The sequence below is a fragment of the Pontiella agarivorans genome (genome assembly GCF_034531395.1).
Taxonomy (GTDB): Bacteria; Verrucomicrobiota; Kiritimatiellia; order Kiritimatiellales; family Pontiellaceae; genus Pontiella; species Pontiella agarivorans.
Genome location: NZ_JARVCO010000002.1, coordinates 497,978 through 522,859, shown reverse-complemented (window position 1 = coordinate 522,859; position 24,882 = coordinate 497,978). Strand labels below are relative to the sequence as shown.

General features: G+C 53.5%; 23 protein-coding genes and 1 other RNA gene. 9 read left to right on the top strand and 15 right to left on the bottom strand.

The window, feature by feature from the left end; genetic code table 11:
- Nucleotides 1-61: 61 nt before the first annotated feature.
- On the bottom strand, nucleotides 62-538 hold the full coding sequence (locus tag P9H32_RS02225) for a hypothetical protein (protein WP_322607230.1): 477 nt from the start codon (nucleotides 536-538) through the stop codon (nucleotides 62-64).
- Nucleotides 539-784: 246 nt separating this feature from the next.
- Between P9H32_RS02225 and P9H32_RS02220 the strand changes: the two genes are divergently transcribed.
- Nucleotides 785-2,578 carry a c-type cytochrome gene (locus tag P9H32_RS02220; RefSeq protein ID WP_322607229.1) on the top strand — a complete coding sequence of 598 codons (1,794 nt, stop codon included), beginning with the start codon at nucleotides 785-787 and terminating at the stop codon, nucleotides 2,576-2,578.
- On the opposite strand, the gene P9H32_RS02215 is transcribed toward P9H32_RS02220, so the two are convergent.
- Both P9H32_RS02215 and P9H32_RS02210 read right to left on the bottom strand, forming a co-directional pair.
- Entirely contained in the window at nucleotides 2,575-3,762 is a 1,188-nt protein-coding gene (locus P9H32_RS02215; RefSeq protein ID WP_322607228.1) for an aldo/keto reductase, read from the bottom strand. The genes P9H32_RS02220 and P9H32_RS02215 overlap by 4 nt on opposite strands.
- A complete protein-coding gene (locus P9H32_RS02210) occupies nucleotides 3,759-5,231 on the bottom strand; it encodes an excinuclease ABC subunit UvrC (RefSeq protein ID WP_322607227.1) in 1,473 nt (490 codons plus the stop codon). The genes P9H32_RS02215 and P9H32_RS02210 overlap by 4 nt, the downstream gene beginning before the upstream one ends.
- A gap of 124 nt (nucleotides 5,232-5,355) precedes the next feature.
- On the opposite strand from P9H32_RS02210, the gene P9H32_RS02205 reads away from it, so the two are divergent.
- Nucleotides 5,356-6,360: a permease gene (locus tag P9H32_RS02205; protein ID WP_322607226.1), complete on the top strand. Its 1,005-nt coding sequence runs from the start codon at nucleotides 5,356-5,358 to the stop codon at nucleotides 6,358-6,360.
- Between the two features lie 107 nt (nucleotides 6,361-6,467).
- Complete coding sequence (locus P9H32_RS02200; RefSeq protein ID WP_322607225.1) at nucleotides 6,468-7,130, top strand: response regulator transcription factor; 663 nt, start codon at nucleotides 6,468-6,470, stop codon at nucleotides 7,128-7,130.
- A gap of 38 nt (nucleotides 7,131-7,168) precedes the next feature.
- Here the strand turns inward: P9H32_RS02200 and rnpB are convergent.
- The 5 genes from rnpB to nrfH form a co-directional block, all read right to left on the bottom strand.
- An RNA gene (gene rnpB / locus P9H32_RS02195) (RNase P RNA component class A) lies at nucleotides 7,169-7,512 on the bottom strand.
- A 76-nt stretch (nucleotides 7,513-7,588) separates the two neighbouring features.
- Entirely contained in the window at nucleotides 7,589-8,305 is a 717-nt protein-coding gene (locus P9H32_RS02190; protein ID WP_322607224.1) for a zinc ribbon domain-containing protein, read from the bottom strand.
- Between the two features lie 149 nt (nucleotides 8,306-8,454).
- Nucleotides 8,455-9,030: an orotate phosphoribosyltransferase gene (gene pyrE, locus P9H32_RS02185; RefSeq protein ID WP_322607223.1), complete on the bottom strand. Its 576-nt coding sequence runs from the start codon at nucleotides 9,028-9,030 to the stop codon at nucleotides 8,455-8,457.
- Nucleotides 9,031-9,168: 138 nt separating this feature from the next.
- Nucleotides 9,169-10,605: an ammonia-forming cytochrome c nitrite reductase subunit c552 gene (locus P9H32_RS02180; protein ID WP_322607222.1), complete on the bottom strand. Its 1,437-nt coding sequence runs from the start codon at nucleotides 10,603-10,605 to the stop codon at nucleotides 9,169-9,171.
- Nucleotides 10,598-11,107 carry a cytochrome c nitrite reductase small subunit gene (nrfH, locus tag P9H32_RS02175; protein WP_322607221.1) on the bottom strand — a complete coding sequence of 170 codons (510 nt, stop codon included), beginning with the start codon at nucleotides 11,105-11,107 and terminating at the stop codon, nucleotides 10,598-10,600. The genes P9H32_RS02180 and nrfH overlap by 8 nt, the downstream gene beginning before the upstream one ends.
- 225 nt (nucleotides 11,108-11,332) lie before the next feature.
- Between nrfH and mtaB the strand changes: the two genes are divergently transcribed.
- Genes mtaB through rnc form a run of 3 tightly spaced genes read left to right on the top strand, consistent with a single transcriptional unit; the run spans nucleotide 11,333 to nucleotide 14,238 of the window.
- Nucleotides 11,333-12,616 carry a tRNA (N(6)-L-threonylcarbamoyladenosine(37)-C(2))-methylthiotransferase MtaB gene (mtaB, locus tag P9H32_RS02170; RefSeq protein ID WP_322607220.1) on the top strand — a complete coding sequence of 428 codons (1,284 nt, stop codon included), beginning with the start codon at nucleotides 11,333-11,335 and terminating at the stop codon, nucleotides 12,614-12,616.
- Between the two features lie 33 nt (nucleotides 12,617-12,649).
- Nucleotides 12,650-13,528 (top strand): class I SAM-dependent methyltransferase, encoded by an 879-nt coding sequence (locus P9H32_RS02165; RefSeq protein WP_322607219.1) that lies wholly within the window; start codon nucleotides 12,650-12,652, stop codon nucleotides 13,526-13,528.
- Nucleotides 13,525-14,238: a ribonuclease III gene (rnc, locus tag P9H32_RS02160; RefSeq protein WP_322607218.1), complete on the top strand. Its 714-nt coding sequence runs from the start codon at nucleotides 13,525-13,527 to the stop codon at nucleotides 14,236-14,238. The genes P9H32_RS02165 and rnc overlap by 4 nt, the downstream gene beginning before the upstream one ends.
- Here rnc and P9H32_RS02155 read toward each other — a convergent pair.
- From P9H32_RS02155 to tpiA, 7 genes are all read right to left on the bottom strand, one after another.
- Nucleotides 14,235-15,002 (bottom strand): ATP-binding cassette domain-containing protein, encoded by a 768-nt coding sequence (locus P9H32_RS02155; protein ID WP_322607217.1) that lies wholly within the window; start codon nucleotides 15,000-15,002, stop codon nucleotides 14,235-14,237. The two genes, rnc and P9H32_RS02155, sit on opposite strands and share 4 nt — an antisense overlap.
- A gap of 2 nt (nucleotides 15,003-15,004) precedes the next feature.
- On the bottom strand, nucleotides 15,005-15,799 hold the full coding sequence (locus P9H32_RS02150) for an ABC transporter ATP-binding protein (protein WP_322607216.1): 795 nt from the start codon (nucleotides 15,797-15,799) through the stop codon (nucleotides 15,005-15,007).
- Nucleotides 15,792-16,670, bottom strand: a complete 879-nt coding sequence (locus P9H32_RS02145) for an ABC transporter permease (protein WP_322607215.1) — start codon at nucleotides 16,668-16,670, stop codon at nucleotides 15,792-15,794. Before P9H32_RS02145 ends, P9H32_RS02150 begins: the two co-directional genes overlap by 8 nt.
- Before the next feature lie 5 nt (nucleotides 16,671-16,675).
- On the bottom strand, nucleotides 16,676-17,950 hold the full coding sequence (locus P9H32_RS02140) for an ABC transporter permease (RefSeq protein WP_322607214.1): 1,275 nt from the start codon (nucleotides 17,948-17,950) through the stop codon (nucleotides 16,676-16,678).
- Between the two features lie 3 nt (nucleotides 17,951-17,953).
- Nucleotides 17,954-19,834 carry an ABC transporter substrate-binding protein gene (locus P9H32_RS02135; RefSeq protein ID WP_322607213.1) on the bottom strand — a complete coding sequence of 627 codons (1,881 nt, stop codon included), beginning with the start codon at nucleotides 19,832-19,834 and terminating at the stop codon, nucleotides 17,954-17,956.
- Between the two features lie 22 nt (nucleotides 19,835-19,856).
- On the bottom strand, nucleotides 19,857-20,246 hold the full coding sequence (gene secG, locus P9H32_RS02130; protein ID WP_322607212.1) for a preprotein translocase subunit SecG: 390 nt from the start codon (nucleotides 20,244-20,246) through the stop codon (nucleotides 19,857-19,859).
- Between the two features lie 116 nt (nucleotides 20,247-20,362).
- Complete coding sequence (tpiA, locus tag P9H32_RS02125) at nucleotides 20,363-21,118, bottom strand: triose-phosphate isomerase (RefSeq protein WP_322607211.1); 756 nt, start codon at nucleotides 21,116-21,118, stop codon at nucleotides 20,363-20,365.
- 224 nt (nucleotides 21,119-21,342) lie between these two features.
- Between tpiA and polA the strand changes: the two genes are divergently transcribed.
- The 3 genes from polA (at nucleotide 21,343) to P9H32_RS02110 (ending at nucleotide 24,881) form a co-directional block, all read left to right on the top strand.
- Complete coding sequence (polA, locus tag P9H32_RS02120) at nucleotides 21,343-24,132, top strand: DNA polymerase I (protein ID WP_322607210.1); 2,790 nt, start codon at nucleotides 21,343-21,345, stop codon at nucleotides 24,130-24,132.
- Nucleotides 24,133-24,327: 195 nt separating this feature from the next.
- The gene (locus P9H32_RS02115) at nucleotides 24,328-24,522 is read left to right on the top strand and encodes a type II toxin-antitoxin system VapB family antitoxin (RefSeq protein ID WP_322607209.1); all 195 of its coding nucleotides are present in this window, start codon (nucleotides 24,328-24,330) and stop codon (nucleotides 24,520-24,522) included.
- The gene (locus P9H32_RS02110; protein ID WP_322607208.1) at nucleotides 24,522-24,881 is read left to right on the top strand and encodes a type II toxin-antitoxin system VapC family toxin; all 360 of its coding nucleotides are present in this window, start codon (nucleotides 24,522-24,524) and stop codon (nucleotides 24,879-24,881) included. The genes P9H32_RS02115 and P9H32_RS02110 overlap by 1 nt, the downstream gene beginning before the upstream one ends.
- The last annotated feature ends 1 nt before the right edge of the window (nucleotide 24,882 follow it).

The window sequence follows — 24,882 nt, the reverse complement described above, 5'->3', positions numbered from 1 at the left end:
TTTTCTGTAACATTAAATAAGGCACGAATATGATCTATTGAAGAAAAGTGAACCGGATCGATCATTCAACACGAATGAGCACATTGTCGAAACGCCACCACTCGGTACTCTTGGCAGTCTTCGTAACCTCGACCATCAGCATGACATATGTTTCCGCTGTTTTTGCAGGAACAATCAGTTCCGGCACCGAAATCCGATGAAAATCCGATGAAGGTACGGCGACTGTTTTTTCCACTTCCTGCAGAATACCGCCGCCGGCATCCACGCAGATCACCGAAATTTTAACCCGCGAACTGTTGTGCCTCGCCTTTCCAGCCAGATCCAGATCCACCTTGACCACAAAACCGGGCTGGGCTTTCACAACTTTGGCACAGGCCATCACCCCCGCCGGCTCACCTTTCGACACCGTACACAGGGCCGACTTAGAACCATCGGAAGCATCGCGACTATAAATCGTCCACCCCTTGCCCTGCACATTCCAGCCTGTAAAATCACCGGTTTCAAAACTGCTTTTGCCCTGTGCAAATAAACCGTCCACAGCACAAAACGCCAAAACTACAGTCAATATTAAAATCTTTCGGCACATTGCCATATCCAAAAAGCCAACCCTTTTTATTTGAGAGGTTACATCTATGCAATATACGCATACAACATGCCAGAAAACATTGATTATTTAACATGATCCTAACACAGACATTTGTCCTATCGGTTACAAACCGACAAAAAGAAATACCGTCTGTCTCTATTTCAGCCGGAGTATCGTCGCCTGTATAAAAGAGAAAAGATGAAATTACTCAACCGAACCACACTGCTTATTCTGTTCGTCCAAGGCGTTGCCGCCCAGACCTATCAATCCCCCACCGCTATTCATCAAGCTGCCGACGGACAATCATTATTCATCGCCTCCCGCACCGGAAAACAGATCAAACAACTGCACAAAGAAACTCTTCAAGTAAACACCTGGCTGAAACTGCCCGCCGAACCCAGCGGTTTTGTTATGGACGGTGACCGTATGCTCATCACCGGCGGCGGACACAACGGCCGGGTTTGGATGGCCCGCAACGGCGAGATTTTCCAGACACTGGAAACCGGACACACACCGACATCCCCCGTCCTTTCCCCCGATGCAAAAACCCTCTATATCTGCAACCGGTTCGATAACAATGTTTCATTCATTGATCTGCATTCCGGAAAAACCTTGGCACAAATTCCTGTCCGCCGGGAGCCGATTGCCGCCGACATCACTCCTGACGGCCGTTATCTGTTTGTGGCCAACCACATTCCCGACGGCCGAGCCGACGTCGACTACGTTGCATCGAAAATATCAGTTATCGACACACAGACTCGAACCGTAAAAACTATTCCCCTCGTCAACGGCGCCGAAGGCCTGCGCGATCTCAAACTGTCGCCCGACGGCAAAAAAGTTTTTGCGACGCATCTCATGGCCCGTTTTCTGGTACCGACCACGCAGCTCGAACGCGGCTGGGTCTCCACCGATGCTCTCAGCGTCATCGACGTGGAAAGCCAGACCTTGCAATACACCGTCCTGCTCGATGATGTGGATCAGGGATTCCCCAATCCCTGGGCAATCGGCTTTTCCAACGATGGAAAAATGCTGGTCGTCTCCTCTGCCGGCAACCACGAAATCAGCCTGATCAACCTTACCGCACTCTCAGAAAAAGTGGCTGCGGAAGCCGCTGCCAACTCCGGCCAGGCCCATTTGAACGCACATAACAACCTCTCCTTCCTCTCCGGCATCCGAAAAAGGATGAAATTGAAAGGCAACGGCCCCCGCTCACTCGTCGTTGACGGCAGCACCGTTTATGTCGCCCACTATTTCTCGGACGACGTCGAAATCGTTCACATTTCCAAAGACTGGAAAACCACGTCCACACCGGTTGCGCTTGATGCCAAACAACCCGTCACGCAGGTCCGTCAGGGCGAAATCTATTTTAACGATGCCGGACTCTGCTTTCAGAACTGGCTCAGCTGCGCCACCTGCCACCCCGATGCCCGGACCGATGCCCTCAACTGGGACCTGCTCAACGACGGGATCGGAAACCCGAAAAATGTAAAATCCATGCTGCACGCGCATGAAAATCCGCGCGCAATGTGGCTCGGCGTTCGGGCCGATGCCTATGTCGGCGTACGTGCCGGCCTGCGTCACATTCAATTTGCCGTACGGCCGGAAAAAGACGCCCAGGCAATCGACGCCTATTTGAAAAGTCTGACCGCTGTACCCAGCCCGTATTTAGAGCAAGGAAAACTCAGCGCCGCGGCACAGCGCGGAAAAAAGATCTTTTCCAGCGCGGGCTGTATCAACTGCCACTCCGGCCCCTATCACTCGGATCATGGGATGTATGATATGGGCACCGCCAAGGGGCTCGATGAAGGACTGCCGATCGATGTCCCGCATCTGACCGAAGCATGGCGCACCGCACCCTATCTGCACGACGGGCGGGCCGCCACCCTCCAGGATCTGTTCAACGAATTCCGGCACGGCGATAAATACGGAAACGTTTCCGCACTCACCCCTGAAGAGAAAAATGACCTGATCGAATACGTGCTGTCGCTCTAACTTTCGCTCAGGCGTTTCGCCTCTTTATCCTCCCAGTAAAGCGCATGCGCCTCTTTAAGAAGATCCGGAATACGATCCGCAAAACGGCTGTTTTTCAGGCAGCTCCAGTCCACCGAATCGACCTCAGCGGCCTGTTGACCCGGAAACCAATGCGACGCATTACCCAATAAATTATAACGCATTTTTGCAAACTCGCGCAGCCCGAGCCCCCGATCAAACGTCCACAACCGCAAAATTTCACGCACATTGATTTCGCCGGGAACATCCAGGTAAAAGGGCAGGCCTTCGTGCCAGTGCCTCATCCAGTCAGCCCCCAGATCATTTTCCAGCGACCGGATAATACGCTGTTCAATATCACCAACTATCGGATCATCCAGATGACGGGACACCGCCTCGACATGCTCTTCAAAATCCGACGGCTTTGCAGCACCGATGCTCAGCGTATGCACTTCCGGACGCTGCAGACAATACAGGTCATTCCACTGCATCGGCGTCAATGGATTGCACAAAGCCGCCATTTTTTCAGTCGGTTTATACAGCATCCCGCCTTTGTCATTCGGGCTGATGATAAAGACGCCCATATCCTGTTTCGCCGCCGCCTCAACCATCGGCCAATGGAGCGGATCATAAATAAAATACCAATGAAGATTCACATAATCAAACTCACCGGTTTCACAGGCCGGCACCACCACCTCCGGGCCACCATGCGTCGAAAACCCGCAAAATCGAACCCGGCCCTCCTGCTGCAGCTTCCGGACCGCCTCCACACATCCACCCTTCTTCAGACACGTATCAATATGCTCCGGCAGATTGATCCCGTGAATCGAAAGAAAATCTACATAATCCACCTGCAGGTTTTTCATCGAGGTTTCAAAAACCTCAAGAAATTCTTCGGCAGTCTCTTTCACTCCGATCTTGGTCTGCAGCAGATAGCTTTCCCGATCGATTTCGGGCAGCACCCAGCCCAGTTGCATTTCCGAGGGCCCGTAACCACGCGCCGTTTCGATATGGCTGATCCCCAGCTCCAACGCCCGATGTACCGTGGCTTCCAGATTGTCCTGAATTTTCGGATCAATTTTCTCAGGCTCCAAATCATCCCACCCCTGCTGGTAACGCATGCCGCCGCAGCTCAACACCGGCATCTGCACTTCCGTTCTTCCAAATCGTCTTGTCGGTACGCTCATTTTTTATCCAGTTCTGCGCGGATCAGCTCCGCTGTTTTTTTTCCAATACCCGGCGCTTCTGAAATCTGTTCGACCGAAGCCCGGTTCAGGCGGGTAATGGATCCGAAGTGTTTCAAAAGCATTTCCTTCTTGGAACTTCCAATCCCCGGAATTTCATCCAACCGCGATTCCATAATCCGCCGCCGCCGCAGTTCACGGTGATAGGTAATCGCAAAACGATGCGCCTCATCACGCAGCCGCGTTACCACCGTCAGTTCAGGCGAATTGCGCGGCAGCACCAGATTTCCCGAGTTTTCATCGTAATCCCAGACAATCTCTTCATAGCGCTTGGCCAGCCCCACAATCGGCAAGTCATCCAGTCCCAGCAAACGCAGCTCGGCCTTTGCCGCCCGCAGCTGCGTAATTCCGCCGTCCACCATCACCAGTCCCGGCATCTCCTTTTTTTCGCGCTGCAGTCGCGAATAACGCCGCCGCACCACCTCTGCCATCGACCGCGGGTCATCCGCCCCCTCCACCGTTTTAATCCGAAAACGGCGGTATCGGTTTGGATACGGAACCCCGTCCACAGCACACACCATACTGGCCACCGAATTTGTTCCTGAAATATTTGAAATATCAAAACACTCAATCACCCGCGGCTCCGCCGACAACTTCAGCTGTTTCTGCAGCTGCTTCAGACCGATCCGCGCCTCATCCTGTTTCATCTTCGGCGTTTTACGCACCTTGGCCCGCTCGCGCACAGCGTTGTTCAAATGCAAAAGCACATCACGCAGCGCCGCCGCCTCTTCAAACTTCAGTTCGGACGCCGCCTGCTCCATTTCCGCACGAAGCTCCTTGAGCATCTCCATCCGTTCACCCCGAAGAAAGGCGCAGACCTCCTCCACTCGCCGGCGGTATTCCCCGGGTGATACGTTTCCGATGCAGGGAGCCGAACAGTTGGCAATAATATCGTCATTACAGTGCTTATAGGTCTCCTCATCCGGTTCGCGCGGACGACAGCGGCGCAACCCGAACTTGCGTTCCAGAAATTCCACCGCCACTTTGGCCGCCATCCCCGAGGTGTAAGGCCCGAAATATTCCGCGCCGTCCTTTTTTCTGATTCGGCACTTTCCAATGGTTGGAAACGGATGCTGCACATCAACGCGGATCATCTGAAAGCGCTTATCGTCTTTCCAAAGTGTGTTGTAATGCGGCCGGTACTCTTTGATCAGCTTGCCTTCTGTGAGAATCGCCTCAGCCTCGCTCTTGAGCACCACAATATCAAAATCCTCGATGGAACTGATCAGACTGCGAATCTTCGGCTGGGCGGTCCGGCGCGTATGCGAACGAAAGTAGCTCTGCACGCGCTTGCGCAACGAAGCCGCTTTACCGATATAGATGATTTTCCCGTCGCGGTCACGCATCAGGTAGCACCCCGGTTCGTCGGGCAGTTTTTTCAGTTTTTCCCGGATGATTTTCGAAAATTCCATAGCCCGGAAATATAGCAGGGCCGCCTCTAAACGCAAAACAACTTCAATCCGGGGCCATAAACCCCGACGGATAAGGCTTGTACCGGAACAAACATTCCATAAGCTGACCCGCAAGGAATCTGGTATGGAAATGCTTAAAAATATTCTTAACGAAATCTGGCTCGTCACCGTTGAGATGGCGCCCTATCTCCTGTTCGGCTTTCTGATGGCGGGAATTCTTTCGCAACTCATCTCCCGCGATTTTGTAAAACGCCATCTGGGCGGAAACCGTCTTATGGGCTCCATCAAAGCCGCACTGGTCGGCGTACCGATGCCGATCTGTTCCTGCGGAGTGATCCCCTTTGCAGCGCTGTTGCGCAAACACGGTGCCAGCCGGGGCGCAACCGCCTCGTTTCTTGCCTCAACTCCCCAAACCGGTGTCGATTCGCTGCTGGTCACCTACGCCCTGCTAGGCTGGTTTTTTTCCGTATTCCGGGCACTGGCCGCTTTTCTATCCGGCATTCTCTGCGGGATCGCTGTCGAAGCCGTTCCTGCCTCCGGAAACGATAAACAGGAAGAAGAGGAAAAAACCGAAGCTGCTGAACAGCGGAATCATATCCTCCTCCGCATGCTCAAATACGGCTTTATCACATTGCCGGGAAAAATCGCTCAGGCCATGCTGATCGGCATTATCATCTCCGGCGTCATCAGCGGGATTATTCCCGATAACTTCTTTGCCGACCGGCTGGGTCATTCGCCGTTCGCCATGATTCTGATGCTGTTCATCGGAATTCCGCTCTATGTCTGCTCCTCAGCCTCTGTCCCGATTGCACTGGCCTTCATCAAAGCAGGCCTTTCTCCCGGGGCCGCCCTCGTATTTCTCATCACCGGGCCCGCAACCAATGCGGCCACACTGACAACGCTCTGGCAGATTATCGGAAAAAAAGAACTGACCGTCTTCCTCATCACGCTTTCGCTCTGCGCACTGGCGGCAGGATTCATCATCAATTTCTTTTCTCCGGCGCTGGGCATTGAAGAACAGGTTTGTCATATGCACGAATCGAACTCTCCCCTCAACATGGTGTGGACAATTCTGCTGCTGGCCGTGCTCATCAAAAGCCTGCTCCCCTCCCGGTCAGGTAAAACCTAATAGCTTTTCTATGCACACCCCCTCTTTATTCCCGAAAAAATACTTTGTTTGCCGCCCCCTGCTCCCTACTATGTTTCTATATCATTCGTTCTAGGGGTTGGAATAAAATGAATAAATTGACACACCGCATTATGGTCATTGATGATCATCCGATCATTCATGACGGTTTAAAAACGCTGTTGGCATCCGAAAGTGATCTGGAAATCTCCAGCACCGCCTCCTCCGCTGACGAAGCACTGAAAAAACTTTGTTCCGAAAGCACGGACATCGCCATCGTTGATCTTTCGCTGGGCGGAACAGACGGCACCTACCTGATCCAACAGATCAGAAAGCTTTATCCGGATCTGAAAATTCTGGTTTACACCATGTCTGAAGAAAAGCTCTTTGCCGAACGTACGGCTGCGGCAGGTGCCCATGGATATGTCATGAAAACCTCGCCCCCAAATACGCTTAAACTGGCCATTCGTAAAGTTTGTTCCGGAGAGCTCTTTTTTTCCGAGGATATGATTGATCGCATCAGGAAAAAATTAAAAGGGTATTCTGAGACTCCGCATACCCTGCTCGACACACTGTCCAACCGGGAAATGGATATCTTCCAACTGATCGGCGAAGGCCTTGATACCGCTCTGATCAGCGAACGCCTCAGCATCAGCCGCAATACCGTTGATACCCACCGAATCAACATCAAAAACAAACTCGAACTGCCGAATGGAAAAGCCGTGGAACGCCTGGCTTACGAAGTCATTCAGCAAGGCCGGATGCCGAATTAAAAAAAACACGCATTGCAAAACTGCAATGCGTATTAAGAAAGACAGGCAGGGCGGTAAGCCGGATTCTGTTCACCCGAAGGCGTCGATCATTTATCTATGCGATCTACCCGGAACCTTAAACAGAGCGGGCCGCTCCTAAGTTCCCTATTTGATCTTGCTCCGGACGGGGTTTACCCTGCCGCGGTCGTCACCTTCCGCGCGGTGGGCTCTTACCCCACCATTTCACCCTTACCCCGGCAAGCCGGGGCGGTATATTTTCTGCGGCACTTTCCATCCCATGCGATCTGGCACATGGGTTCCCGCGTTAACCACGGGACGTCCTGCCCTGCGGAGTCCGGACTTTCCTCCCCGCATCTGCGGAGCGACCGATACACCCTGCCTGAAAAGGTTACTTTTCAAGTGCGCAGCTCTTAAGCTGTTACAGAAACAACTTAATCCTTGAGCACCTGAAACTTAATTCATCCTCCATACGGAGGGTTGTAGACAATGCGTCCACAGAAATTGCACCCGACAATCTTGGTCGGATTCCGCGCATCATTAACTACCTGCGGCGGAAGTTTCATATGGCAGCCTCCACAATGTCCGCCTTCTTCAACCAGCACAATGGCCATATCTTTTTTGTTCTGCAGAATACGCATATATTTTGCCAGAAGCTGCTTATCGCACTCTGCCGCCATCCGGTTACGGTCGGCTTTCATTTTCCCGACTTTTTCTTCGAGATACGCCTGGCGTTCATCCAGCTCTTCCAATTCATCGGAAATGCCTTCGCGCTCATGGCTCAGCTTTTCCTCGCATTCAGCCACAATGGCTTTGCCGGCTTCGAGATCCTCCATCAACTTGATCTCTTTTTCTTCGAGCACCTTGATTTCGTCCTCAACCGCGCCGATCTCTTTAACGAAGGCGCGATACTGCTCGTTCGTCTCCGCATCCATCTGCTGGTTTTTGTATTTGGTGACCCGTTCCTTGAGTGCTTCCACCTCAAGTTCCTGCTCTTTCAGCGTGGCCTCGGTGTGTTTTTTACTGTCGAGCGCCATCTCGAGCTTCTTCTTCGAGCCGCTCAGCTGCAGTTCAATATCGCTTTTCCGTTTCGGAATATCGCGAATCTCCCGCAGGAGTTTGATCAGTTTACGATCCTTCTTCTGAAGGGCAAAAATAGGTTCCAACGGATGCGACACAGGCAACCTCCTTAAAATTTCTAAAAAACAAGCTTCGTAAAGTACCCATTCAATTTTCCCAAGTCAAAGCGATTGACTATTTTTGTCACCGCCGCGATTCCCGGAAAAACCAATAAAAAAGTCCCGATCAATGCGGGACTTGTCTTAACTTATTTACTTCCGGGATGTACCAGTTCCAGTCCCGCTTCACAGAGCGGGCAGTTGGACGGATCATACGTCACCGGTTCGATATCGAGCAAACTGACAAGCGGCGCATCGAATGCCGCCTTTCCGCCACTGCGATTCACGAGAATACCGATCGCGGCAACCTCACCGCCATTCTCCTTAACGATATCAACAGTCTCCTGCACCCGCCCACCGCGCGTCACCACATCTTCGGCAATAACAAACCGTTCGCCCTTTTCAATTTTAAAGCGTCGCAGCTTCAGTGCATTATCCTCTTTCTCCACAAAAATAAACCGGACGCCCAGCGCACGGGCCACATCATGACCGATGGTAATCCCGCCCATGGCCGGCGCAATTACGGTATCCACATTGAGATCCTCAAGTTCAGCTTTCATTTTTTCCACCAGCGCCTCGCAGAGCTTCCCGGAAATTCGCGGGTGCTGCAATACGAGTGCACATTGAAAAAACTGATTACTGTGGAGACCGGAGCGCAACTCAAAGTGGCCTTCCAGCAACGCATTCGTCTTTTTAAAAATTTCAAGCACTTCTTCCTGAGTCATAACTTCTCCCTGAACTGGTTAATCAACAATGACGCCACTTTTTCATATTCCGCCCAACGGCGTCCATCCTGATTAAATGAAAAGGACGCCCGAAATGAAATCAGGGCGCCCTTTCCGGACGTTTCGAGGAGAGAGAATTTACTGACGGGTCAGCTTGAGCGCCTCAACCTGGCCCTGGCGGGCATAGTCGGCCGCTTCCGCCAAAATGCGCGCCGCTTCCTGCGGCGCATGAAAGCCCATGGAATTCTCGGCAGCGATGTAATCGAGGCGCCACTGCGCCTTCCGCTGAAACTCCAGTGCCGCAGTGAGTTCATCCTCTGTCGCTCCGGATTCTTTTGCCGCCATCACCGCATCCATCAGATCATTCAACGCTTCGCCGCCGCGCAGCAGCAATTTGTAGTTTTTCTGCTGGATCGAATCCACGAGATCCAAAATATCCTGCTCCGATTTGCGATGACAGGTTTGACAGGACCGGTTCACATTCAGCAGCGGACTGCGCACCCAGTGGTCGGAAACCTTGGAGGCGCCATCGCGCATATAAGGCATATGGCAGTCCGAGCAGGAAACCCCGCTGCGGGCATGAACACCCTGGCTCCACAGCTCAAATTCAGGATGCTGCGCTTTCAGAATCGGTGCGCCGGTTTCTTTGTGTTTATAATCATAGAACCGCTCGCCGCTCGTCAGTTTGGTTTCATCCCAGAATTTTTCCGCACCATCCATACTCAGGCCGTTGCCCCACGGGAACGTGAGTGGAAAATCAGATGAACAATAATATTCAACATGGCACTGGCCACAGACAAAAGAACGCATTTCATTGCGGGACGCATCCTCATTCGGATCATACGGTGTTTCACGTTCGCCCTGCCGCCAGATATCGATCGACGGAATAGCCGGCACCGGCGCGTCCGAATTCGCCAAACGCTGAATACCATCAATAAAGCCCGGTCGTGTCACCCGAATGGCCATCGATTCCGGATCATGACAATCCACACAGGAAACCGGATGCGCATGCCCCATATCATGGGCCATTTCGTTCAGCTCCCAATACGACATGGCATGTGTTTTTTTCATACCGGCCATCGCATCCCCGTCCCCCAGTTCACGGTAAACCGGCATAAGTGAAGCATGACAGTGCAGACAGGAGCCCGACTGCTTGGCCTTATGACGGTCAGTCTGCTCCTGATCAAAAAGCATATAGGCGTGACCGCGGCGATCGCGATAATCGATGGAAAATGCATATCCAAGAAACATCCGCTTGAGCCAGTGATATTCCGGCCGATCGATCTTCTGCTCGGGCAGCGCTTCGCTGCCGCCGTGACCGCCAAATGTGGTTTTAGTGGAAAGAGCGGTACGCTTGTAGCTGTCATACTGTTTCGGCCAGTTTTTCCCCCATACCGCCGGATCCGTTGTATCTTCTGTCACTTCCACCACACGCAGATACTGCTGCCGGGCTTCGACTTTCCGTTCGGTAATGTTGGTCAACAACCCGACCACCAACGCTGATAAAATGGCGACCGCCACTATAATGACAATATAAATCCCGGACGCGCCCTGTTTCTTCACTCGTTCACTCATGACTTTCCCTTTCTTTTTCCACACCTCGATCCGCCCCGCCAATACCGGTGGGCAATACCCCATGACCCACGGATGCGTGACAGTGGATACAGCTCACCGCATCCGGATCCGTGATATCCCTTCTGAATATCTCATGCACCATATCCTCATGACACTCCACGCAGTTATGCTGCAGAATCCCCTTGTTCTTGCCCTTAATCATAATGGGCTCATGAAAATTCTGTGTTGTGAAGGCTTTTGAGTGGTGCCAGCCGTTTTCCGCTTTTGCGATGTATTTGCCGATAAAATCATGGGGAAGATGGCAATCAACACAGGTCGCCTGCGCATGATGACTCGATTTCACCCAGGAATCGTACTGCGGCGTCATGATATGGCAGTTCACACAGGCTTTCGGATCGGAACTCATATAGGAAAGCCCCTCCGCATATTTCATGGTAAACGCACCGGTTCCAACCAGAATACCCACCAGCACAGCAAGAACCACCGCTTTTTTGTCCAACATCCTCTTCTCCCCTCTGAACCACCGTTACAGCAGCCGCACAAAAACACGACCATTATCATCGCCTTTTTGAGTTTCGGCACCATGACGGACCCGTCCAGCCTATGAAAGAAATAAATCCTCCTCTTCCATATTTAAACTGAATCTGAATAACCGGCTTACAATTCCGCTTGCTTCCAACCGCTGGAAAACGTAAGAGAGTCCCCCTTTTAAGCCACAGTGATTATCATGAATACATTACAAACCTATTTCGTTAACGTCCTCGGCTGCAAAGTCAATCAGTATGATGCCCAGCAGATCGAGCAATTGCTCGAACGATACGGCCTGAAAAAGGCGGAACAGTCCGACGACGGCGACATCATTGTTGTACACACCTGCGGCGTGACCGCTGCAGCCGCCCAGAAATCGCGCCAGACGATTCGTAAAATGCAGCGGAACAATCCGCTCGCTCACGTATTTGTGACCGGCTGCGCCGCCGATATCGAGCTCACCGACGTCGGTCAGGACCCCGTATTCCGCGTCCCCGCCGGGGCCGACTGGATCCAGCGCCTTGACCAGCAGCTCAACGAGCTGGCCATGCCCGAAAAACACGAAATGGAAAACCTCGAAACGGACACCTTCACCATTTCCCGTTTCGGCGACCACACCCGTGCCTTCCTGAAAGTTCAGGACGGTTGCGACATCGGCTGTTCCTTCTGCATCATTCCCCAACTTCGTAAAGAACCTCGCGATAAAGCCATCGCGGATGCCGTACGCGAAGCCAGCGCACTCACCGAGGCCGGTTACCGCGAAATTGTCGTCACCGGCGTCAGCGTCGGTCTCTACGGCCGAGGCCGCGGCTCTTCGCTTGCCGAAATGCTGCGCAACCTCGTAAACCTTCCGAACATCGGAAGAATCCGGCTCTCCAGCCTGCATCCCGGCGAACTGACCGACGAGCTGCTGGAGGTATGGTCCGCCCACAGTAATATTATGCCGCACCTCCACCTCTCCCTGCAGTCCGGTTCCGACGCCGTTCTGCACGCCATGCGTCGCGGCTACACGGCGGAAGAATATTACGACGCAGTCCTCCGCGCCCGTGCCGCACTCGATAACCCCGCCTTCACCACCGACGTCATCGTCGGCTTCCCCGGCGAAACCGATACCTACTTCGAAGAATCCTACGCATTCTGTAAAAAAGTCGGATTTTCGCAGATGCACGTCTTCACCTATTCGCCCCGCCCTAAAACCATGGCCGCCAAAATGGGCCATCAGATCAACGGCGCCATCGCCATGGAACGCAGCGAAAAACTGCGTGAACTGGGCGAAACCATGGCCCTGAACTATCATCGCCAGTTCCAGGGACTGGAAGCGGAGGTGCTTGTTGAGCGCGTAAAAGACGGTATCGGAAGCGGATATACCCGGCATTATATCCCTGCAGAATTCGCCTGTTCGGAAGATCAGCAGAACGCGGTTCTTCCGGTGCGGGTTGCCGAAACAACCTCAACCGGCATTTCGGGTGTGATTAGTCTTTAACAGACTCCCCTGCATTTTTATATTTCCCTGCCTATGACCGACTCTCAACTGGACCAAAAAATACGCGATTGGCAGGACCGGCTCCTCAGCCGTTCCGCCCGCCGTACCCTCAACTACAACCGCATCACCAGTGCATTGGGCAGCGTTTCCTCGTTCCAATGTCTGGAAATCAGCGAAGGCGATGGTGCGATAAGCAGCCGTTTACGCACCCTTGGCGGCAGCTGGAAAACCATTGCCGCCACCCGGCAGGCGGCCGACGCCCTGAAACACACACGGTCCGAAAACGCAGACTATATCCAAGAGGGAAAGCTGCCCTTCGAAGATCAGTCTTTCGACCGCCTCGTGCTTGTGGATGCGCTTAAATATATTGACGATGATTATGCCTTCATCCGCGAATGTCACCGCGTCCTGCGCAACGACGGCTGGGTGGTGATCGCAGAAACCAAACGCGCCCCGTTCAGCCTGACTGCGCTGCTGCGTCAACTTTCCGGCTTCAACCCCACAGCGCGCGGTGCCGTACGGAACGGCTATAAAGCCAACGAACTGTTTGACCGGCTGAAAGACGGGTTCGACGTCCCCGAAACAATCACCTATTCCAACGCACTGCTCGAAACAGCATCAGCCATCGGCACCTTTTTTCAAAAATCCGTCCTGCCCGCTCCCTGCTGGCTGATTCCGGAACAGGTTTCCCCGGCCATCGAAAAATCATACAAAACACTCAGCACGCTGGCCGTCCTGTTTCTTCCGTTCAGCAAACTGCTCGCCCTGTTTGAATTTTTTCCCGGACACCGGTTGCTGATCCGCAGTCGACGCCGTCACTGGCGTCCGCGCCTGCAGCCCAAACTCATCGACGGCCGCTCCATTGCCGAAGCAGCCATTAACACCAAAATCGGAACGGCGGCACCGTTTTGATCCTTTCCCCCTACAAAACCCTGGAACAGGCCATCGGCTATCGCTTCAAAAAGAAAGCCGTACTCGAACTGGCCCTCACGCATCCGTCCTTCCGCTATGAAAATCCAGAAACCGAGGATGACAACCAGCGACTCGAATATCTGGGCGATGCGGTGCTCAGCCTGATGGCCGCCGAATATCTTTTCGACCACAACCCCGACGCGCGCGAAGGCGATATGTCCAAACTGCGCAGCCGGCTGACGCAGGACCGAAAACTCGCGCAGATCGGCGCAAAAATAGGCATCAGCGAATTCATCCGCCTGGGGGTCGGCGAACGCAAAAACGGCGGTGCGGAACGGGCCTCCAATTTAGCCGATGCCGTAGAAGCGATTATCGGAGCGGCCTGGGTCGACGGCGGCGCCAAAGCCACCAACAAAATTTTCAAAAAGGTCTTTGTTCCGGAACTTGGAAAACTGCAGTCCGCCCCCGTGAAAACCAATCCCAAAGGCGCCCTGCAGGAATATGCCCAAAGCCATGGTCATTCCATTCCGGAATATGAAACCATCGAGGCCGAAGGCCCTGAACATGACCGCGTTTTCACCATCGAAGTTTCGGCCTGTGGAAAAAAATGGCATGCCAAAGCCAGCAGTAAACGCGAGGGCGAACGCCTTGCCGCGTTCCAGGCTCTGGAAGAACTGAATTCGGCGGAAGAGAAAAAGGCCGAAGACTAAAACGCGGGAACCGCAGAAAGCAGTTTCTGCGTATATTCGTGCTGCGGCTGATCGATCACCGCCTCAACACCGCCCATTTCCACAATCTCACCGTCATACATCACAGCCACACGGTCACAGACATTGCGAACCACCGCAAGATCATGACTCACAAACAGAAAAGCCAGCCCGCGCTTCTCCCGCAGTTCCTGAAGCAATTCCAGGATTTCGGCCTGCACCGAAACATCCAGCGCAGAAACCGGCTCATCCGCAACCACCAGATCCGGATTCAGCGCCAGCGCCCGGGCAATACAGATCCGCTGGCGCTGCCCCCCGGAAAATTCATGAGGATATCGCCATGCCCAGGCCGGATTGAGCCCCACCGCTTCAAACAGTTCCGTCACCCGCTCGCGCCGTTCAGCAGTATTTGCCCCGATTTTATGAACGTTCAGCACATCCACAATCGCATGGCCGACTTTCATACGCGGATTCAGCGATCCATAGGGATCCTGAAAAACCATCTGCACTTCCTGGCGATAGGTTTTCAGCGCTTTTCCCTTCAAAGAAGCCACATCAATTCCTTTGAAATCGATCGTTCCCGACGTCGGGTCCGTAATGCGGATAATCGCTTTTCCGAGCGAACTTTTCCCGCATCCGCTTTCCCCCACCAGACCGAAAATTTCACCCGGTTTGATATGAAAGGTCACCTCTTTGACGGCATGGACCGCCTCTGCACCTTTGCCATAGATGACGTTCAACTTTTCGACTGTCAGCAGATTTTCCATTATTATTTCTTCGGACGCAGGCGCGGCACGGCGGCCATTAATTGTTTGGTGTAGTCATGCTGCGGATCGTCAAGCACCTGGCGGGTTTTACCCTCCTCAACAATCATTCCTTTCTGCATCACGCAGACGCGATCCGCGAGATCGGAAACAATACCCAGGTTATGCGTAATCATCAGCGTTGAGAGCCCCACCTTGTCACTCAGCTCTTTTAACAGATTAAGAATTTCACGCTGGACCGTCACATCCAGCGCCGTTGTCGGCTCGTCGGCCACCAGCAGTTCCGGCGAACACGCCAGCGCCATGGCAATCATACAGCGCTGCAGCTGACCACCGCTCATCTCATGCGGATAAGCCCTGTCCATCCGGGCCGGAAGATGCACCAGCTCCAGCAGGCGCGCAATTTCAGACTTCCGGTCCACGTCTTTACGATGCAGCTTCAGCGCCTCTTCGATCTGCCAGCCGATGGTAAACACCGGATTAAAGGAAACCATCGGCTCCTGGAAAATATACGAAATCTGACGCCCCCGGATTTTCCGCAGTTCAGCATCATCGAGATCCAGCATATTCTGACCGCCGAATAAAACCTCGCCGCCGGCATAAACCGCCTGGCGCGGAGCCAGCCGGGTCAGCGACAGTGCACTGATACTTTTACCGCTGCCCGATTCACCGACCAGCGCCAGCGTTTCTCCGTGCGCAATGGAAAACGATACACCGTCGACGGCCTTCACCAGCTCATCGCCATGCCCGAAATGGACGCTGAGCTCTCTTACTTCTATGATGGATTTTGAATCAGTCATTAAGTCGCGGATCCAGAGCGTCGCGCAATGCGTCGCCTAACAGGTTAAAGGCCAGCACCAGCAGAAACAGAGCAATCGTCACAAAAGTCATTTCCCACCACATCCCCTGCCAGAGACGCATGCGGGCATTGTTGATCATCAGCCCCCACGACGGCTGATCCTGCACCCCGATCCCCAGAAAACTGAGAAACACCTCGGTGCCGACCGCCGCCGGAAAACGCAGTGAAAAGGTCACAATGATCACATGGGAAATATTCGGCAGAATATGCTTAAACATGATCCGTCCGGAACTCAGGCCCAGCGCTTTGGCGGCCTGCACATACGTCTGTTCCTTATGCTTCATGACCTCCCCGCGGATCAGGCGGCAGATGCCGACCCATGTCGTCAGCCCGATGCCCAGATAAATTCCGAGCAATCCCTTTCCGACCACCATGGCAATGGCCAGAATAAAAAGCAGCCCCGGCATCGAAGCAAAGGTGGAATAGAGCCAGACCACAAAATCGTCTACTTTTCCGCCGAAATATCCGGCAATACAGCCAAAAAACACCCCGATCGGAATGGCGATGAGCGATGTAATAATGCCGACTTTATAGGCAATACTCACCCCCTGAATCAGCCGCGACATCACATCACGTCCCAACCCGTCGGTTCCCATCCAATGCTCGGCGCTCGGCGGCTGGAACTGCACATCCAGATTCGTCTTCTGATAGGCCGGCGTAACGTCGCGGAACTCATATACCTGATAGACGATCTCGCCGTAAATCGCCAAAACCGTGAACACAACCACCAGGCCGAGACAGACCATGGCGATCCGGTTCTTTTTCAACCGCCGCCAGGCATCGCCCCATAAACTGTTCGATTTTTCAGCCATTGTTTTTATTTCAGTTTTACGCGCGGATCAGCCGCCGCATAACAGATGTCCGTCAGAAGATTCGAAACCACGAACAGCAGCGCGCCGATCAGCACGATCGCCCGGACCACATCAATATCCGCCGAAAGAATGGCATTGATACTCAGATAGCCAAGCCCCGGAATTCCGAAAAAGCTTTCCAGCAGCAACGAGCCGGTATAAAGGAACGGAATCGCAATCACCACATTCGTGATGATCGGAATCATGGCATTTTTCAGCACATGCACAAAAAGTACGCGCGGTTTCGACACCCCTTTGGCAAACGCGGTGCGGACATAATCCTTGTACATTTCATCCAGCATAATTGTCCGGTAAAAACGGATATTCGATCCCAGCCCGCTGATTACACCGATGAGTACCGGCAGGAAAAGATATCGGGCCGACTCATACCCCCACACCGGGAACCAACCCAGCTTGTAGGCAAAGAAATACTGCCCCGCCACGATAAACACCAAATAGTTGATACTCATCAGTGCCACGGAGAAAATCACCAGAAAACGGTCGATAAACGTATCGCGAAAATAAGCACAGACCAGTGACAGGCTGATCGATACCACGATGCCGATAATAAAGATGGGAATCGTCAGGGAGAGTGACGGAAGCACCCCGTCGCGCAGCAGCTTTGCCACCGGCTGTTTAAAGCCTTCCGAAAATCCAAGATCGCCGCGCAACAGCTGACGGATATAAAACGTCAGTTGCGAATCAAACGGATTCCGGTTGATCTTTCGCAGCTTCAACACCCGGAACTCCAGTGGCTTTTCCAACGTCTGGAAACCGCCATCTTCGCCACCGGAAAAACGTACATTTTCCTTTTTCCAATCGTTGGAAGCGAGCTTCCGCCCCGCCAGCACACCCTCCCCGCGATAGCGGATCGTCCAGACATAATCCTCATCCGCATCCAGCTCAAATGCAATCGGGTCGACGGCTGCACCGGGCTGCAGCGTCACAATGCCGCTTTCTGCGGAATAAACAGCATTCGACCAGCTGCGCCATCGCCCCGCCCCTTCACTCAAATCCTGATCTTCATAGGCGCGCGTTTTCGCCCGGGTCCCGAAAAAGAGCGGTTTGTTCAGCCCGCGCTGTTCATCAAAACTTTCCAGCGTCTGCAGCGAGACCTTTTTACCCAGTGCAATGGCGGCCAGGTCGCCGCCCACCACATTGAAGAGAATGAAAGTCAGCAGGATCACCCCGATTACAGTCGGGATCATCTGCAGGACACGTTTGAGGATATACTTAAACATCCGTCACTCCTGCCCCGTCATATCGAGTTTTTTATCGCCGTACGATTCCATCCAGGCCTTACGGATTTCGGGATTGCTCCGCCGGTATTTTCCCATGCCGTACGGATAATCATGCGGAATATAGTTTTCAATCCAGCGGTGCTTTACCGCAAAACTCATCGGCTGAAATTGGAAAATCCAGGGGGCATCCTCCACGATAATGCGCGACATCTTTTCATAAAGCGCAGTGCGTTCCGGAGAATCGGGCATAATACGGACTTTCTCGTACAGCCGGTCGATTTCGGCATTCCGATAGTTGGAATGATTCGGTCCGGGCGACTCATTTTTACTGTAGAAAAGCTGCAGGAAATTTTCCGCATCAGGATAATCGGCCACCCACGCCAGGCGGAATGTCTGCGCCTGCCTGCGGTTCATTTTCTCGATGAACGCCGGCCAGGTGTTATAGTTGGCCTTCAACACCACGCCGATTTTTTCAAACATATCCGCCAGCAGCGCCGTGGATTGACGTGTGTTTGCATCCGCACTGCCCATTTCAATATTAATCTCGAGCCGCTTCCCTGTTTTGGGATTAATGCCGCCCGGATAGCCAGCCTCGGCCAGCAGCCGTTTCGCCTTTTCCAAATTAAACCGATAGGGCGACGGCTCCTTCAGTTCACCGGCCAGCGGTGATGGAATCGGCCCCTCCACGGGATAGAGCCGGTTATTCATAAACTGGTTCATCACATCAAACTCATAGGCACAGCTGAGCGCCTGACGCAGTTTGCGGTTTCGCAAATTCTGCGCCGGATCATCCACTTCGCCCACCACCGGATCATCCCAGTTGAATCCTAAATAATAGACGGCAGTATACGGAGAGGAAATCAGCTCAATGCCCCGACCCGACAGCGATGAACTCAGGCTTTTGTCCGGCATCACCACCGCATCCCAGTTATCGGGCGAAATCGAGGACGCCCCGAGCTGTCCGGCGAGAAACATCATCCAGGAGGTGGTCGCATCATCGATAACAAACTGAACCACCCGGTCATTAAACGGTATCGGTTTCCCGGCATCTTTCAACAGCCCCGCCGCCACCTGTTCCGGAGTACCTTTCGACGGATACCGCTCCACGCGGCCGGTCTCCGCCCATTTCGGACTGCGGTAAAATTCAATACGGGAATTCCGCCGCCATTCCACCAGCTCATACGGCCCCGTGCCCACCGGATTATTCACAAATTCTTTGCCGTAAAATTCCACCGCCTCGTGCGGAACCACAAAAGCATAATGCATAGCCAGGATATAAAGCAGCTGCGGGTAGGGTTCGAGCAGCGTAATTTGCAGGGTATAGTCATCGAGCGCCTGCAACCCCTCCACATCCATCGAATAATCCGTTGGTTCCTCGCCCTTTGAAGCATCATGAAAAGCATCAATTCCTTTAATGCGGTTATTGAATACCCAGAACCCGGACGATGCATTTTTCACATCAGCCACGCGCTTAAATGAATAGACAAAATCCCGGGCGTTGAGCTCGCGCCCTTTGCCGTCCGGAAAACAGGGATTGTCATGAAAATAAATCCCCTTCCGAATGGTGAAAGTATACACCAGTCCGTCTTCGGAAACCTCCGGCACCGACTCCGCCAACGCGGGAATCACTTTATACGGCCGGGCCAGATAGTCGTATTCGAGCAGGCCTTCATACAGCTTGGAAATGGCCATCGACGAAGAAACCTCGCCGCTGATCCCCGGATCCAATCCGCGAATACGCGACGTCTGACCATACTGCACCGTCTCGCCGGGCTTTACCGGGAAGCGGCCTTCTTTTCCACCGCACCCGAAAAGCAGAAAACTCCCCGCAATAACCGTCGATACGGCCAGGAGGAGTCTAATTACTGGAGGCCTGAATGCCATTCAGAAAGGCACTTAACCTGTATTATTCTGCAACGGGTGCTGAAGGGTCGCCCTGCGGAACAGCCGCAGCCGGCTGCGCTTCTGCAGCACCGGTATCCAGTCCCTGAATCGGAGCAGCCTGAACAGCCGCCGGCTGCACCGGTTCACTCTTCACACTGTCCATCAGCGTCTTGTCTTTCTGGGCAAACATAACGCCCAGCGCGAGCGTCGTACCCATGAACACAATGCCGAGAACCACCGTTGCTTTGGACAGAACGTTACCTGCACGCGCACCGAACAGCGATTCGCCGGCTCCGGCGCCGAACGCCAGTCCCAGTCCTTCACTCTTCGATTTCTGCAACAACACCAGGCCGATCAGCAACAGACAGCTGAGAACCAGAACAACAATCAAAAGCGCCTTAAGAACTAACATAATTTTTCCTTTATTCCTACTTGGTCTAAGGTCTTCCGGCCGAAGATCGAAAATCAAAGCTGAAAAGCATTCGATCTTCGACGTTCAGACCTTCAACCACGCGGCACCGCCGCGAATTACATTCCGGCTTTAACGATTCCGGCGAACGATTCTGCGTCAAGCGCAGCGCCGCCGATCAAGCCGCCGTCGATGTCCGGCTGCGCCAGCAGTTCCGGAGCATTACCCGGTTTCATGGATCCGCCGTACTGAATGCGAACCGCATTGGCCGCTTCTTCACCGACCATATCTTTAACCGTTGCACGGATAAAGGCATGAACTTCCTGGGCCTGCTCGGCCGTAGCCACTTTACCGGTACCGATCGCCCAGACGGGCTCATAGGCAATTACCAGTTCCGTGTACGCATCGGCCGCAACGTTTTTCAGGCCTTCACGAACCTGCACTTCAACCACCTTTTCGGTGCTGCCGGATTCACGGTCTTCGAGGGTTTCACCCACGCAGAGGATCGGGCGGAGATTCTTTTCGAGGGCTTTAATCACCTTCTTATTAATCCACTCGTCGGTTTCTTTATAATACTCGCGGCGTTCACTGTGGCCGAGAATCACGTAGCGCACGAACAGCTCTTTCAGCATGCTGTGGCAGATTTCGCCGGTGTACGCGCCTTCGTCTTCCGAAGACATATTCTGGGAACCGACCGCGATCTGCGTTTCGGAAACAATATCGCTCACCGATTTAATCGCAGTGAACGGAGGGCAGAGCACCACATCAACTTCGGTGCAGTCGGCCAGCTCGCGCTTCACGCCATTGGCCAGCTCGATCGCCTCTTCGACGGTTTTATTCATTTTCCAGTTACCGGCAATAATCTTCTTTCTCATCTAAACATCTCCGTTTCGTTTGAAATATAATTCAGTTAACACCCAGTTTTGTTCAAAAAATGAACGGGGAATCTAGCGAAACCCGCACCGATAGGCAAAGGTGAAAATTAATGAAAAAGGCGGGGACGCGACCACAAATCTTCACTAGTCTCAACGAATTATCTTTTCCGCACAGCCGGATTAGTGATGATTAGTGCAAATCAGTGGTTTAAAAAGGATTTAATATGGACAAAAAACTCTTCCTCATCGACGGCATGGCCATCATTTTCCGCGCCTATTTCGGCTTCATCCGCAACCCGCGCATCAACTCCAAAGGGGAAAACACCTCCGCCGTATTCGGCTTTATCAACACCCTGCTCGACCTCATCCACACCTACGAACCGACCCACATCGCCGTCGCCCTCGACGCCTCCGGCCCCACCTTCCGGCATGACGAATATCCGGAATACAAGGCCACCCGCGACGAAACCCCCGAAGGTATCCGCACCGCCATCCCGCGCATCAAAACCCTGCTCAAAGCCTTCAACATTCCGATGCTCGAATATCCCGGTTTCGAAGCCGACGATGTGATCGGCACTCTGGCCCGGCAGGCCGAAAAAGAGGGTTACGAAACCTACATGGTCACGCCCGATAAAGACTATGCCCAGCTCGTCGACGAACATACCTTCATGCTCAAACCCGGCCGCAGCGGCGGCGACGCCGAGTTGCTTGACGTCAAAAAAATCCTCGAACAGTGGGATATCTCCAACATCGAACAGGTCATTGATATCCTCGGGCTCGCCGGCGATACCGCCGACAACATCCCCGGCGTTCCGGGCATCGGCCCCAAAACCGCCGTCAAACTGATCAAGCAGTTCGGCTCGGTCGAAAATCTGCTGGAAAACACCGATCAGCTGAAGGGCAAGCAGAAGGAAAAAGTCGAAGCCAACAAAAACCAGGCCCTGCTCTCCAAACGCCTCGTCACCATTAAGTGCGATGTCCCAGTCAAGGAAGATCCTGACAGCCTCATCATCGGTGAGCGCAACGATGATGCCCTGAAACTGCTTTTCACCGAACTTGAATTCAAATCGCTGATCAAACGCCTCTTCGGCGAATCTCCCACGCCCTCCTCCGTCGCCGTGGCGGCCGCCTCCAGCGGTCAGGGCGATCTCTTTGAATTCGCCGCCGCCGAGCAGCCCGAAATGACCGAACCTGCACCGGGCTTCAAAACCATCCGGGAGGTCAAACATAAATACCACCTCGTCACCACCGCCGCCGAACGCACCGCGCTGGCTGAAAAACTCTCCGGGGTCCTGGAAATCTGTTTCGATACCGAAACCACCGGCCTCGACGTTCGCACCGCCGAACTGATCGGCATTTCGTTCTGCATCGAACCCGGCGAGGCCTGGTTCGTCACCCTGCCCCCGGACACCGAGCAGATGAAGCTCGCTCTCGAACCCTTTCTTCCAATCCTTGGAAATCCCGATGTACGCAAAGTCGGCCAGAACCTCAAATATGATATCAGCGTCCTGAAGTGGAACGGCATCGCAGTGAAAGGAGAACTGCTCGACACCATGCTCGCCCACTACCTCATCGATCCCGACCAGAAGCACAATATGGATCACCTCGCCGAATCACTGCTCAACTATTCCCCCGTCCCGATCGGAGCCCTCATCGGCGAGAAAAAGTCGGAACAGAAATCCATGCGCGATGTCGACCCCGACCAGCTCTGCGAATATGCCTGCGAAGATGCCGACATCACTCTGCAGCTCTGGCACAAACTCAAACCGATGCTCAAAGAGCGCGGACAGGAACGCGTCTTCTACGAAATCGAAACCCCGCTCCTTCCCGTACTCGCGCAGATGGAATACAACGGCATCAACCTCGATGTGTCCAACCTGGAAAAATATACATCCACACTCGGCGAAAAAATCCAGACCCTGGAAACCGGCATCTACACCAAGGCCGGCATGGAATTCAACCTCAACTCCCCTAAACAGCTCGGTGAAGTTTTATTCGATGTTCTGCAACTCGTCGAAAAACCGAAAAAAACCAAAACCGGGCAGTATAAAACCAACGAGGAAGTCCTCTCTGAACTCGCCCGTGAACACGAGATCGCCCGCATGGTGCTCGACTACCGCGGTCTGACCAAACTCAAATCCACCTACGTCGATGCCCTGCCCAAAGAGGTTTTTCCAGAGACGGGAAGATTACACACCACCTTCAGCCAGGCCATCACCACCACCGGCCGGCTCTCATCCGTAAATCCCAACCTGCAGAATATTCCCATCCGCACCGAAGAGGGCCGCGAAATCCGCCGCGCCTTTATCCCGCGTGACGGCTTTACCCTGCTCGCCTCCGACTATTCCCAGATCGAACTGCGCATCATGGCCGAACTCTCCGGCGACCAGGGTCTCCGCGACGCCTTCATCCACGGCGAAGACATTCACACCGCCACCGCCGCGCGCGTATTCGGCGTTGATAAAAACGACGTCACCCGCGAAATGCGCTCCAAGGCCAAGATGGTCAACTTCGGCATCATCTACGGCATATCCGCCTTCGGCCTCTCCCAGCGCCTCGGCATTTCGCGCAAAGAAGCGCAGGAAATTATCGAGCAGTATCGCGCCAACTATCCCGGCGTGCAGGACTACCTCGACAAAACCATCGAATTTGCACAACAGCATGAATATGTCGAAACCATCACCGGCCGACGCCGCTACATCCGCGACATCAACGCCAAAAACCAGATGGTCCGTTCCGGCGCCGAACGCAATGCCATCAACGCCCCCATTCAGGGCACCGCCGCCGACATGATCAAAATCGCCATGATCGCCATCCAGAAAATGCTCGAAGAAAAGCAGACCCAAACCAAACTCCTGCTGCAGGTCCACGACGAACTCGTCTTCGACCTCGCCCTCGATGAGGCCGACGAACTCATCCCCCTCATCGAAGAAAAAATGCGCTCCGCCATCCCCATGGAAATCCCCATCCTCGTCGAATCCGGAACCGGCAACAACTGGCTTGAGGCGCATTAAGCGGATGCTCAAATGATCAGAAAGTTTAAAGGATATTGGCATATTCCCGGCTCGACTGAATATTTCGGAGGATCGGTATGATGGGATAGTCCAGCCTGTCTGCCGAAATTGAGCTCCTTTGCGCGAATTGACAGGCAGAATGCCTGTCCCACTTCCGCCTCGACACCCCCATCCATTTAGTCCATATATCGCCATATGAAAACGACATTAAATATTGATGACGAAATCATGGCGGAAGCGGCGCGTTTGACGGGTATCAAGGAAAAGACCACGTTGGTTCGTAAAGGGCTGGAAGCGCTGATTGCGCAGGAAAGCGCACGCCGTCTGGCCGCGCTGGGCGGAACGGAAAAAGATCTTAAACCGGTGCCGCGCAGCCGGAGTGCCGCCTGATGGTTCTGGTCGATACGTCCATATGGATTGATCACCTGAATTCCGGGAATGAAAAACTGACCGCTTTGCTGAATGATGGTGAAGCGGCAATCCATCCGTTCGTCATCGGAGAGCTGGCCTGCGGGAACCTGAAAAACCGTCAGGAGATTATTTCACTGCTCCACGCCCTGCCCCGTATAAAAAAGGCGGAAGATGATGAAGTACTGTTTTTCATCGAAAAACATAAGTTACACGGACTGGGCATCGGCCTGATCGATATTCACCTACTGGCCTCCTGCAAACTGGGTAACGTGAAACTCTTCACCAAAGACAGACGGCTGAATGCCGCCGCCGAAGAGCTGAAATTGAAACACAGGTAGA